Below are 12,871 nucleotides of genomic sequence, written 5' to 3'. Positions count from 1 at the left end.
TATCTGAGTCTCTGAGGGTTTCGGACCCAGATGACACTATTTGCTAATTTTCAGCCTTTTGAACAACATTTCGGACTCCAGTGACGCTATTGCTTAAAAAGAGGTCCATATGTGTTGTATTTCATACAGATAGTGGCTATGGGGACCGTTAGCCCACCAAATGTACAATAATACTGCTTTTAGCGTCATCTATGTCCGATAGGTGGTGCTACATTGTTGCAATAGTTCTTAGAACTTCTATCGAACAAAAAGTAAAGGAGTTCACCAAGCAGCCTTTCGCGGCTGAAGGGAACTCCTTTTTTCGCGTTCGACGTATTACACGTATTGGTAAAGCACGGGAGTCAGAGGCTCCGAAACAAAACAAGCCTTAAAAAGCCACCTCTATAGATGATTGCTGATAAGCCTCACTCCAGCCTAGAGGGGTTGTTTGTGTTTATCAGCAACTGAGCAGTTTTACAAACGATTTCACAGGGTTGGAGACCTTTGAAAACATTAACCCGGTGCTATCATTGGTAATGAAGCTGCACACCTAAAGTTGTAAGCGCATTAACGAATGGCGCCAGAGCCGCTCATCGTCAGGAACAGCGCCAAATTTAGCAGGGTTTGGGGGAACGGGAGAAGACATGAATGAAATTCTATTGAACGATTTGAAGTGGGAAGTCAAAGGGTATTGGCCTTGGGTTCCGCTAAAGGGCACGAGTATGGAGCTGGGACAGGAATTGATGGGGGTTACGGACTGGATGCCTGCCACTGTGCCGGGTGGAGTTCACTATGATCTCTTCAGACAGGGCTGGATTACCAACCCTTATCAAGAGTTAAATAGCCTGAGTTGTGAATGGGTGGAGAACCGCTGGTGGGTTTACCGTACGACCTTGAAGCAGCCTGAGCTGAGAGCAGCCAGAGTTGAACTGGTCTTTCAGGGACTGGACTATGAAGCCTCGGTATACGCTGATCATTTACTGCTGGGTGAACATAAAGGTATGTTCGAGCCGGCTGTATTTGATGTTACAGACCTGCTCTCCGGGCGGGAAAGCCTTGAAATTTCAGTGCTGTTGAAGCAGGCGCCAGATGAAATGGGGCAAATCGGCAAAACCTCGGCTACCTTCACGCAGAAGAGCCGTTTTAATTATAAATGGGATTTCTCTACCCGGTTGGTCAATGTCGGAATCTGGGATGATGTGGTATTGAGGGTACATCAACAGTGCTCTTGGGATGATGTGTCGATCACTACAGATGCGGAGTTTGGCGAGAACGATAGAAATCAGATCTCGTCTGGTCGAATCACCATTCAAGCAGGAATCAAGCGAATGGCTGGCTCTGAAGATGATGGGACACTGACAGCGAGCATCACCTGTACTGATCCGGAGGGGAATCTGCTGCTGGTTCAATCGCGACCAGTTCGAGCTGGAGAGCTTCTGAACGCGGAGCTGGAAATACCCGAACCTGAGCTATGGTACCCAAACGGTTATGGAAAGCAGCCACTGTACAATCTTGAACTAAAGCTACTGGATGAAGCTGGAACGGAATTGGATACCCAGAGCTTTCAAACGGGCATTCGCAAGCTCGATTATATCCACAATGTAGACAGTCCAGACAACGCCCTACCATATACAGTGTTGATTAACGGAAGCAAGATCTATATGAAAGGGGTAAATATGACCCCTCTGGACCATCTCTACGGGAATGTAACGGTTGAACAATATCAACTGATGATTCGTCTGATGAAAGCAGCTCATATTAATCTCGTTCGGGTATGGGGCGGTGGAATCATTGAGAAAAAGGCTTTTTACGACTTATGTGATGTAAACGGCATTATGGTCTGGCAGGAGTTCATTCAGTCCAGTTCAGGTATTGACAATATCCCTTCGAAGCAGCCGGAGTTTTTGGAGCTGCTTCACAAGACTGCCTGCACAGCGCTCTGTGACAAACGCAATCATGTATCTTTAACGGTATGGAGCGGCGGCAATGAATTAATGAGTGAGCCAAATAAGCCTTCCGACAGCAGCGATTCCAATCTGGCGATGTTGAAAGAACTGGTAGAACAGTATGATCCGCAGCGACTCTTCCTACCGACCTCAGCTTCCGGCCCGGTAGAATATATTACGGATGCAAAAGGTCAGGGGCATGATGTGCACGGTTACTGGAAGTATATGGGAAACCCTTATCACTACGAGTTATATGGCAGCAACGATAATCTGCTGCACAGCGAATTTGGGGTGGACGGTCTGAGTTCTCTCAAAAGTCTGGAGAAATTTCTGAGTGAGACCAACCGGCGACCGGTTTCTATGGAGAACAACGCGATATGGAGACATCACGGGGAGTGGTGGGATACGCTGAGCCGTGAAGAAGAAATGTTCGGCAGCATGACAGATTTGGAGCAGTTCTCTGCCTGCAGCCAGTGGATACAGGCGGAAGGAATCCGGTTCGTGCTGGAGGCTAACCGCCGCCGTAAGTTCCGAAACAGCGGCAGCATTGTCTGGCAATTCAACGAGCCGTGGCCGAATGTGTCCTGCACTAACCTTGTCGATTATTACGGTGAAACGAAGATGGCCTACCATTGGGTGAAATCTGCCTTCCGTCCGCTACATGTTTCGCTGGACTACCGCAGTCTACTGCTTACACCAAGCACCGGATTTCAGGGAGATGTATACGTGCATGGAGGAAATGGACGCAGGGTAGAAGTCGACGCGGAAGTCTTCGATGCAGTCGGACGGTGCATCTATCAGCAATCATTTGAGGCAGAGGGAAACAAAGATCAGGCTGTCGGCGCTGGGGTGCTGAATTTCAACGTGCCAGAGCATGACGATGCTTTATATTTCGTCAGATTGTCCTACCAGGACGGCGATGAAGCACCACAGCAGAATTTATATGTATTCTCTACCAATAAAAAGCATCCATATGCTCCCGCGCTTGCACTTACAGGAGGCAATCTTGAGGTGCGTCAGGATAGTTTATGGCAGCCGACGGGTGCTCAGGAGAAGAGCCAGCAGGCCCGTTTCACAGTCCAAAATACCGGTAGTGAAGTTTTGCTGCATATCCATGCAGAGGAAAAGGGAGACCGCTACTGGATGGAAGCGGATGAGCAGTTCCATACCCTCTTTCCGGGTGAGACCAAAACAGTAACGGTTACTTGCACTCCTAAACTCTCAGGAGGATTCCTGTCTGGGGAAAATTATAGGATCACAGATGGCTTGCCAGAAATTAGATTCATGTCGTTCCTAACAGCACAGAGCAGAATGATACAGGTTGGAGGAGAAAAAAATCGTGAGTAAAACATTGTGTTTTGTACCGGAGGCATATGTTCCGCTAAGTCGGTTTATTCAAGCCGAGGGATCTACACCTGTCGCTATACCTGTTAGCAGAGCAGTGGCTGATTACTTAAGGCTGCACAACGCTCCACTGCTGCTTGCTTGCTTGCGAGGCGGCGAAGTAGCTTATCAGAAAGCGAATTGGTCAACCCTCCATGAAGACACTGTTGAAGCTGAAGCAGCAGAAGAGATCTCCGAGAAAGGGGAGGGGGTATTTGTATTAGTCAGTCCTTTGCTGACCAATATGCTTCCTGTAGTGTCTCACTGGGATAATAGCGTTGCTGAGGGAAAAGGCGGCTTCCGTTATGGCGGAACAGATGGCATAGGGACATTGCGGATGGACGAAGCCGGGGAAAAGGTTGTTTCCGAGCATGCGCGGCTCTACAATAGCGACCCAGATAGCCCTTATGTATACAATACGGAAGATCATCAGCTTTTCGGAGGCAACGAGGGGAATAAGAATCTTAAAACTCCGCAATTCGAGCATTATATCGGTGACCGCTACAGTCTCTATGCTGTAGATGATCTAGTTGCAGTTTCCCTGAGCGACCGCATCCTTAAGACCTTCGGATTTCCGGTGGTTTTCCGCAATGCATCCACAGACAATGCTGCACTTTTAAGCAATGCGCCTGTATTTCAGCTCATCAGCGGCAGTCTGCTAGTTATAGAGAATGACCAGCATAGCCTTGCTTCCTATATTCTGCCGCCCTTCTGGAGTGCGGCAAATGTTAAGGGATATCCACTGTTGTTCAATGGTTATTATGATGCCAATGAGAATACCTTCAGCACGGTAGGTCCCTCATTTCTGGAAATCATCGGCAAGACTCTGGCCAGCACCGGCAAAGGTGTTGTCGGCATTCTGTGGAACGGAGGAGGATATATCGGCAGCCGTTCCTTGCAAGGCTCCATCTATGCTGGCATTGGGGCGGCAATTACCAGAGGTCAAGAAAGTTATGGCGGTGATGCAGAGCAGGTAGTGGCTGTAGGTGGTTCGCGCGGCGGCTTAACTGCGCTGCTGGCTGGAGGCAATCCGCTTTGCTTACCCTATCGGGTGCGCTACACACTGTGTTATGCACCGCCGTTGATTCTGAACGGGCTCACCCGTGAGTTTGCCGAAGGAGCTTGCCCACTGATCTGGCATGTGGCGGAAGTAGACACCGGTTACCGGGAAATCTGGAAGAAAGATTGGCAGCATCCACAGAACGGCAGCACGGGAATCGAGACTCTGCTACAGACTCTGACGGGAACTATTGACTCTGCAAGTCTAAAGGAAACGACCGGACTGGAATCCGAATTTTTTCTGGAGGGTCTTAAAGCGAGTGGCACAAAGCTGCTGATTAACCATGGCACGCATGATGCCTTTACCCTTAGCCGCTTCAGCTTTTCCTTCGCGGCTTTGGTTCGGAGTCACGGGATACCGCTTCGCCATGAGATCGGATACCGCTTCGGCCATAACAACTGCACGGATCTTTACGAGCAAGCTACTCTATGTCTAATAGCTCTGCTACAGGAACAGGAGCTCGAATTCACGGGCACGGTGCATTATCGCAGACGCAGTCCGGCTGCGGGAGAGTGGGAGCAGACCGAACGTTTTGTCCCAACTCATCAACCCGTTTTTCTGGAAGCACCTAAGTTCGTAGCGGTGGGTAGCCCTGTGGCTTGGACTCTTTATGGAGAGCCGGGAATGGAATACCGCCTGGATCTGGGAATCCTAGATCAGCAGGCTTGGGAACAGAAGCAGCAGGTAGTTCGAGATGAGCGCATCACACTGGCGTCCGGTGTATTGCCGGACAAACAGCATCCGCTTGAACTCTGCTCGTGGCAGGATGGCGTAAGCCAGCTCACTGACGGACAACATGCGGGCTTATATCTTTATGAGCTGTCATACAGGCTCAAGGGTGAGCAGAAGTGGAGCGTAGTTTCTCCCTCCCGTGTGCCACAGCCCGGCGTAGAGCCTCAGTCGGTGCTTCGTATTTTGGAGGAGCAGCCCAATCCGGCGAGCGAAGCGTTTCGGGCGGAAGCGGCCGTCCTCTGCATCAGCGCAGGGTTAAGTGAGGCCTAAACGATTCACCATAACATGAACATAAGTGGTGTGCGGCCATTCCGGTGCGTGCACTGCTTTTTTTTTCCAACAAATAAGTAGCTTTACAAACGCTTTCGCAGGGTTACCGGATTTCGGCGCTCAGTAGGAAGCGCTATCATTTAGGTATAACAACTATACAACGCCTGACCGGATTAAAGCTTGATTCCGGGAGGAAGGAAGGACAGGAGCATGATTGGAAAAACCAGTGAACTAAATCCTTTAATGACAGAGAAAAAGAAAGGTTATCCTGTACGGCGTTTATTCAAAGATTGGTCATCCTGGATATTAATTGTACCCACACTGTTTGCCTTTTTCTTTTTTTCCTGGCAGCCGCTCGTGAAGGGCATTGTGCTCTCTTTTTTCAATACTGAGGGTTATAATGCCGTAAGTTTCGCCGGACTGCAGAATTACAAGGATGTTATACAGAACTCGGCGTTTCAACAGACATTGACCAACTCTTTTGTGTATGTGTTCTGGTCACTACTGATCGGTTTTGCCGTACCCATTATTGTCGCTGTCGTGATTAATGAATTGAGACATGGGAAGTCATTTTTTCGCTTTTCGGTCTTTTTTCCGAGTATGGTTCCCGGCATTGCAGCTTCGATGTTATGGATGTTTTTGTTTGAGCCCGGAAAGGGTGGCGTGCTGAATATTATGCTGAGTGCCATGGGATTTCCGGTGCAGCAATGGCTTCAGGATCCGCAAATGACGATAATGCTGATTATCTTCACGATTACCTGGCGAAATTTCGGGGGAACAGTGCTGCTTTATCTGGCAAGTCTACAGAGCATTAATCATGATCTGTACGAAGCAGCCTCTATTGACGGTGCGAATGTATGGCGGAGATTCAAAAGTATCACCATTCCGCAAATCTCTAGCATGATCGGACTGATGATGATTTTGCAGATCAGCGGTGTATTCCAGATCTTCAATGAACCCCTGGTAATGACTGAGGGTGGACCGAACAATGCCTCAATGACCTTAATGCTGCAAAGCTATTATTATGCGTTCCGGAGTTTTGAAGCAGGCCATTCAATGGCGCTCGGGGTTATTACTTTTCTAGTCCTGATGGTGCTTACCATTATTTATTTCCGGCTGGATAAGAAATTGAACAGGGAGTAGAAGCTATGAAAACTAAAGAAGCATATGGCATTATCGGCAATATAGAATACAGATCACCTTGGGTGCGCCTGCTGTATTGGTGCATGTTCATTCTGATGATTGTGCTGGCCGCTGTCTGTATTTTGCCTCCGGTCTGGATTATGGTCTCAAGTCTGAAGGACATCAAAGAGTTTTATGCAATCCCGCCCACCCTGATCCCCCGCTCGTTCAATGTTGGCAAGCTATGGGAGACCTGGCAGGAGTTTAACTTCCTCAGTTATTATCTGAATACGGCTTATCTGGCCGCAGGTTCTGTACTGTTCTGCCTTACTTTTAACGGACTGGCCGGGTATTTCTTCTCCAAGCTGAAGCCGCGGGGCAGTGCCCTGCTGTTTGCACTGATCGTGTGGACCATGATGGTGCCGAATACAGTGGGCATGGTGCCGCTGTTTAAGAATCTGATTGATTTTCCGCTGTTGCACTTGAACCTGACCAATACTTACTGGCCGATGTGGTTTATGGCTGCTGTGAATCCGGTGGTAATTCTGATCTTCAAAAACTTTTTCGATACCATCCCACAAGCGCTGCTGGAAGCAGCCAAAATTGACGGAGCGAGCACCATCGGTATTTTTATTCGAGTCATTCTCCCGCTCAGCGGACCAGTTATGGCTACAATTACAATCCTTACGATGAACAGTGTCTGGCAGGACTTCTTCTGGCCCTTTATGGTGCTGAAGGATAAATCGACCTGGTCGGTCATTGTGGCTATTTACAATCTGAAGGCGACATTGCCGCAGGACATACAGTTTATTGCGTTGACGTTTGCGATTCTGCCGCCGATTATCCTGTTTATTTTTTTCCAAAAGTACATTATGAACGGGCAATCCTTCGGCGGCAGTATTAAAGGGTAACATCACCCGATCACAAACCATTTCACAGTTTTGCCCCGTAGGGTGCTGCAGAAGGTGCATGTTAAGATGATTTCAGATTCAAAAAGAAAGCGCTTTACATGTTGCGAAGAATGCTTTAACAATAAGACTAGGGGGAATTACATTGAAAAAAGGACACACCAAGAACCTGACAGCTACACTGGCACTTACGCTGCTTTTTTCTGCCGGACTGGCTGGCTGCGGAGGCGGCTCCAATGAGAAGAATGCCGGAGGAAAGACGGAGACAGCGGGCAATCAACAGGTGACGATCAAGGTCAGTAACTGGCCAAAGCCGAATGAGGAAGCCAAAATCGCCCAGTATGAGCAGGTCATGGCGAAGATGAAAGCCAATTATCCGGAAATTATTGTGGACAAAGATGAATGGGGGTATGATGTCAGCTCATTCCTGCCAAAAGCGGCCAGCGGCCAGCTTCCGACGGTATACGAAACCTTTTTTACAGAAACAAGCAAAATCATCAAGGCAAATTACGCGGCTGACATAACGGATACGATGAAAAAATATGGCTACGACAAGGCGATCAATCCAGATCTGCTGAAAATGGTTACCAAGGACGACAAGTATTATGGGATTCCGAAGGACGGATACGTCATCGGTATGCTCTACAATATGAATCTTTTCAAGGAGGCTGGACTGCTGGACGACAAGGGGATTCCTAAATTTCCTAAAACATATGAAGAGCTAGCAGAAACTGCGCAGATTATTAAACAAAAGACCGGTAAAGCCGGAATGTTCTTGCCTACAAAAAGTGGTCAAGGCGGTTGGATGTTCATGAACATTGCCTGGGCATACGGAGCAGAATTTGAAAAACAAGTGGACGGGAAATGGCAGGCGGTGTTCAATTCGCCGGAAGCTGCAGCGGCCCTGCAATATGTGAAGGACTTAAAATGGAAATATGATGTACTGCCCGACAACAATCTGGTCGATGTTACGAACGATATGTTCCGCTTGTTCGGAACCGATCAGGTCGCTATGAGCTTCGGCACGAATGACTGGTCACCGGTCATCCAGCAACAGACTAAGATGTCCAAGGACAATGTGGCAATGTCCGCGCTTCCAGTAGGACCGATCGGGAAACCTGTAACCCTGCTCGGTGGCGGCCTATATATGTTCTCGCCTAATGTAACACCTGAGCAGATTGATGCCGGATTCAAATGGCTAAAAACCTACGGATTTACACCAGAGTCCTCTGAAGAGGCACTGACCGGTTGGGATATTGAGAAGAAGACACTGAGCGATCAAGGGCTGATCGTAGGGCCTTACGGGCTGCGGATTTGGACTGATGAGAAACGGATTGGAGAAGAACAAAAGATTCTCGACAAATACAACAACGTCAATCTGGATTTGTTCCGTGATTATATGGACAATGGCAGCAAAGGCATGCGGGCGGAAGAACCAGTCAACGCACAGGAATTGTACCAAAAGCTGGATATCGTACTGCAAACCGTACTGACGGACAAGAACGCAGATCCGCAACAGATCTTGGATAGGGCTGCCGAAGAATTCCAACGTGATTATCTCGATAAGGTTAAATAAAACGCAGACCAACGGCGACGTCGTCCTTCTGAAGGGCGGCGATGCCGTTTCTGCGTAGATTGCCTTAACTACTTAAATGAGATAAAGGAGATATGCATAACATGGCAGCAAAAGAATGGGGAGACTGGGGAGCACGCTGGATCTGGCCGCAGGAGGAGCAAGGATCAGCGGATAGGGAACAGCAGCACGAGCGTGCGTACTTTCGCAGAGTGTTCGAACTGCCAGCTGGTATCGGAAAGACCTGCACCCTGGATTTGGCCATTACCGCAGACAGCCGCTACAGGCTGTTCGTCAATGGGCAGCGTTTATGGGCCGGTCCTTGTAAAGGACATGGTCATATACAGTATTATGAAGAATTCAGTCTGGACAATGTTCTACAACCAGGTTTAAATGTGCTTGCTGTTATGGTCGTTCATTATGCAGGGACTACGCCCTTTGAACTGGGTGAAGACGGACCTTTGTCCGTCTGGCGCTCGCAAAAAGGCGGGCTGCTTGTGGAAGCGGCAGTTACACAAGGCGGGCAGCTAGTACAGGAGCTAAATACGGATAGCTCATGGAAAAGTATTAAGGATCGCAGCTATAAGCTCCAGCAGTTTCCGATCATACGCTGGATGGGTGGACTGGAAGAAGTGGAGGGTGACGCAGCGCTGCTGGATTGGACACTGCCCGAATATGATGACAGTGCCTGGCTTGCTAGCGGAATTGTGCAACCGGTGCGGGATGAATATGGCCAATTAACCCCTTGGCAGCTGGCCCGGCGTCCGATTCCGCTGTTGTATGAGCGGGAGCAATTTTTTCTGAAGCTGATGCGTAGCAGTAGCGGGGAAGGGCATGCCTTTTTTGAGGAAGGGCATAGTCTGGAGCTGCGAAATGGAGATGGCGGCGCTTCACCCAACGCAGTACTGCCTTCCGCTGGAATAACAATAGAAGCAGGGCAACATTTTTGGTTGGAGTTGGATGCTGGCGAGCTAACCACAGGGTATTTGCAGCTTAGACTTCTTAGAGGCAAAGGTAGCCGGATTACCCTATTATGCGCTGAGTGTTATGAAGAAGAAACGGGGGATGATGAGATTCGCCGCAAAGCTGTCCGCGATAATACGAAGGAACATGTATTAAGAGGCGGTTACGATAGCTATCACCCGGCAGGTTACGGCATCTCTGCGCGTACGGAAATCTACGAACCGTTCTGGTTCCGTACCTTCCGCTATGTACGGCTGGAAGTGCAGGCTGGTGTCGAGCCTCTAACGATTTCCAGCTTTAGCTATAGGGAGACCGGATATCCACTGCAGCCGGAAGGAAACTTTCACTGCTCCGATGAACAATATAACCAACTATGGGAGCTCAGTGTACGAACACTTCAGCGCTGCATGCATGAGACCTACGAGGATACTCCGTATTATGAACAGCTGCAGTATACCATGGATACCAAACTGATGATGGAGTTTACGTACCTATTATCAGGAGACGACCGGTTAGCGCGGAGAGCTATGGAAGATTATAAGGCCTCTCAGCTACCAAACGGGATGCTGCAAAGTCGCTATCCCTCAGTGCTGCCGCAGGTCATTCCTTCCTTCTCCCTATATTGGATCGGAATGATTCATGACCACTACAGATCCTTCGGGGATATGGCCTTGGTGAATCAGTACCGGTTAGCGCTGTTATCTGTGCTGGACTGGTTCGATCAACATCTGACTCCGGAGGGTCTGGTGGACAGAACGCCCCGCCAATATTGGAATTACTTCGATTGGGTGGAGGAATGGCCGCTCGGCGCACCGGATTGTACGGATGATGCACCCGCAACCGTACTGAGCCTGATGTATGCGGCCGCGCTGGAGCAAGCGGCTGAATTGCTTGCAGCCAGCGGTTGGACACAGATTGCTGGTGAACTGCGTCAACGCAAAGCGGCGGTCAACGCTGCGGTAATGGATTGCTGCCGGCTAACGAACAGTCTGCTGTTCCGCGACAGTCCGGAGGCAACTGCGGGAACGCAGCATAGCCAGCACACGCAGGTCTGGGCGGTTTTGGCGGGCACAGTGGATGTTGTAGAAGGGGCGGCACTGCTGGAGTCAACGTTAACAGACACATCACTGGCTAAGCTTTCGTTGCCGATGAGCTACTATCTTTACCGCGCGCTAGAGAAATGCGGAATGTATGACCGCTCGTTCGGACTATGGACACGGTGGTTGAAGCAGTTGGAGCTTAATCTCACTACACTTCCAGAAATAGATTCAACCGGCACCAGAAGTGACTGCCACGCATGGAGCGCACTGCCGATCACTGAGTTCACCAGAGGGATATTGGGTGTCCAACAAGGAATAGAGGGAATAACTATAAAGCCCCACTATGGAGAACTGCGGCAGGCCAGCGGAACCGTAAATACAAGTATCGGCCCAATAAACATCAAATGGGAGATCCGTTCAGTAACAGGACAGGAGATCTTCCACATGAAAGCTTCCTGGCAAACCGGATCGGCAATTACAATAATTCTGCCTAATCATGAAGTGCATGAGACAGATGAGGGTTCCTTTTACAAGGAGATCGACATTAGTCACCTTAGCTGTTAGTCTGATTTCAGTTGATTTTGTTTTCATGATTCATACACCGGAGGGGGATGGGGAAGTCATATGTTCAGATCGTTCGGCCGCAATATCCGCCTAGTCCTGGTGTTGTTCATTACTGTCTATATTGTCGCTTCGAGCTTCATTCTGTACCGTACTATGGAGCATAGAAGCCTTGACATGCTGCGGCAGCTATCCGTTCAGTACACTGGCCAGCAGCATAAGAACACACTTCTGTTCATGAACTGGCTGGAGGAGACCTCGAAGCTTATATCCAACAACCAGGTGGTGCAGAATGCGCTGAAAAAACCAACATATGACGGGGCAATCTCTCCGATACTTGAGGGCATACGTTCTTCCAGTAGTGACATTCTCGGCATTTACATTTGGGGAGAAGCAGGGGGAACTTACTCCTCGAGCAATGTTTCCGGGTTGCTGCCCTTTGCAGAGATCAAAAAAGAACCAGGGATGGAACAATTTCTAAATAACCGAGAGCAGGCTTTGCGCTGGACGGTGCTGAACCGGGAGCATCTAATGAATGCACCTTCGGATCTGCGCGACCGTCTGTTGCTTGAAGTAAAAATTAAGGGTTCGATGGGAGACGTCCTCGGTCTGCTCTCGCTCGAAGTGGAGATTGACAAGCTTTACAGCTTCTACCTATCTGGCGAGAATACAATCTACGGGGAAAACGAAGTTTACCTACTGACCGGAAACGGGAAGCTATTGAGTGCTGCCGATGTCCCGAAGGAGCGACTGCAGGAGATCAAAGCAGCACTAGTTACTTCGGAAAAAGCTACCTTGGCTGAGCCAGTGACACAGGGTATCGATCAAAATAGTACAGGCAGAGGTGATGCAGATCTGCTGGAGCGGGAAACGGCTGACGGCCTGATTTTGCTCTATCCACTACCGGAATCGGCAGAGCGGATTGTCACCTATATCTCAGCAGATGGCATGAATGCAGAGCTGCGAACGTTTAAGTATTTAATGCTCGCCCTGAACCTCGTAGTGTTCATAGTGTTCTGGCTGCTGATCTCAGTGCTTAGCGGCAGTATAGTTAATCCACTGAAGCAGTTGTACCTGAAGATTAATTCAACAATGAAAGACTAAGATAAGATGGAGTCTGAATCATGAAAATCGCTAACCGAAGTGTATTTCATACATCTAGCGTGGGCAATAAACGGATGAAGTAAGATATAGTTGTATTCAGTACACTTATTATTCGGAAAGTTAGTTGCTGCCAACAGAATTGGAACGTATAGATGTACCAAATACACTTAAACTTCTGCTCGCTGCAAAAAAAGGGTGCTTTAGCTGTATTAAATACAACTAAAGCACCT

At 48.9% G+C, this 12,871-nt stretch carries 7 protein-coding genes; all 7 read left to right on the top strand.

Annotation, left to right across the window (positions count from 1 at the left end):
• Window positions 1-623: 623 nt before the first annotated feature.
• The 7 genes from MHH63_RS12795 (at window position 624) to MHH63_RS12765 (ending at window position 12,641) form a co-directional block, all read left to right on the top strand.
• Window positions 624-3,272: a glycoside hydrolase family 2 protein gene (locus tag MHH63_RS12795; RefSeq protein ID WP_341171622.1), complete on the top strand. Its 2,649-nt coding sequence runs from the start codon at window positions 624-626 to the stop codon at window positions 3,270-3,272.
• Window positions 3,265-5,370, top strand: a complete 2,106-nt coding sequence (locus tag MHH63_RS12790) for a hypothetical protein (RefSeq protein ID WP_076309435.1) — start codon at window positions 3,265-3,267, stop codon at window positions 5,368-5,370. The genes MHH63_RS12795 and MHH63_RS12790 overlap by 8 nt, the downstream gene beginning before the upstream one ends.
• 210 nt (window positions 5,371-5,580) lie before the next feature.
• Window positions 5,581-6,513 carry a carbohydrate ABC transporter permease gene (locus MHH63_RS12785; protein ID WP_197740348.1) on the top strand — a complete coding sequence of 311 codons (933 nt, stop codon included), beginning with the start codon at window positions 5,581-5,583 and terminating at the stop codon, window positions 6,511-6,513.
• Window positions 6,514-6,518: 5 nt separating this feature from the next.
• Entirely contained in the window at window positions 6,519-7,403 is an 885-nt protein-coding gene (locus tag MHH63_RS12780; protein WP_051490964.1) for a carbohydrate ABC transporter permease, read from the top strand.
• Between the two features lie 142 nt (window positions 7,404-7,545).
• Entirely contained in the window at window positions 7,546-8,976 is a 1,431-nt protein-coding gene (locus MHH63_RS12775; protein WP_081383668.1) for an ABC transporter substrate-binding protein, read from the top strand.
• Window positions 8,977-9,077: 101 nt separating this feature from the next.
• On the top strand, window positions 9,078-11,540 hold the full coding sequence (locus MHH63_RS12770; RefSeq protein ID WP_076276561.1) for an alpha-L-rhamnosidase-related protein: 2,463 nt from the start codon (window positions 9,078-9,080) through the stop codon (window positions 11,538-11,540).
• Between the two features lie 60 nt (window positions 11,541-11,600).
• Window positions 11,601-12,641 (top strand): hypothetical protein, encoded by a 1,041-nt coding sequence (locus MHH63_RS12765; protein ID WP_076218692.1) that lies wholly within the window; start codon window positions 11,601-11,603, stop codon window positions 12,639-12,641.
• The last annotated feature ends 230 nt before the right edge of the window (window positions 12,642-12,871 follow it).

The sequence above is a fragment of the Paenibacillus sp. FSL H3-0310 genome, from assembly GCF_038002785.1.
Lineage (GTDB): Bacteria > Bacillota > Bacilli > Paenibacillales > Paenibacillaceae > Paenibacillus_AQ > Paenibacillus_AQ odorifer.
The sequence above is the reverse complement of the archived record's forward strand: the minus strand, read 5'-3'. Positions and strand labels throughout refer to the sequence as shown.

Bases quoted from the DNA above. Each gene is read 5' to 3' on its own strand.
- MHH63_RS12770 (WP_076276561.1), top strand. From the start codon at position 9,078: ATGGCAGCAAAAGAATGGGGAGACTGGGGAGCACGCTGGATCTGGCCG.
- MHH63_RS12795 (WP_341171622.1), top strand. From the start codon at position 624: ATGAATGAAATTCTATTGAACGATTTGAAGTGGGAAGTCAAAGGGTAT.
- MHH63_RS12765 (WP_076218692.1), top strand. From the start codon at position 11,601: ATGTTCAGATCGTTCGGCCGCAATATCCGCCTAGTCCTGGTGTTGTTC.
- MHH63_RS12780 (WP_051490964.1), top strand. From the start codon at position 6,519: ATGAAAACTAAAGAAGCATATGGCATTATCGGCAATATAGAATACAGA.
- MHH63_RS12785 (WP_197740348.1), top strand. From the start codon at position 5,581: ATGATTGGAAAAACCAGTGAACTAAATCCTTTAATGACAGAGAAAAAG.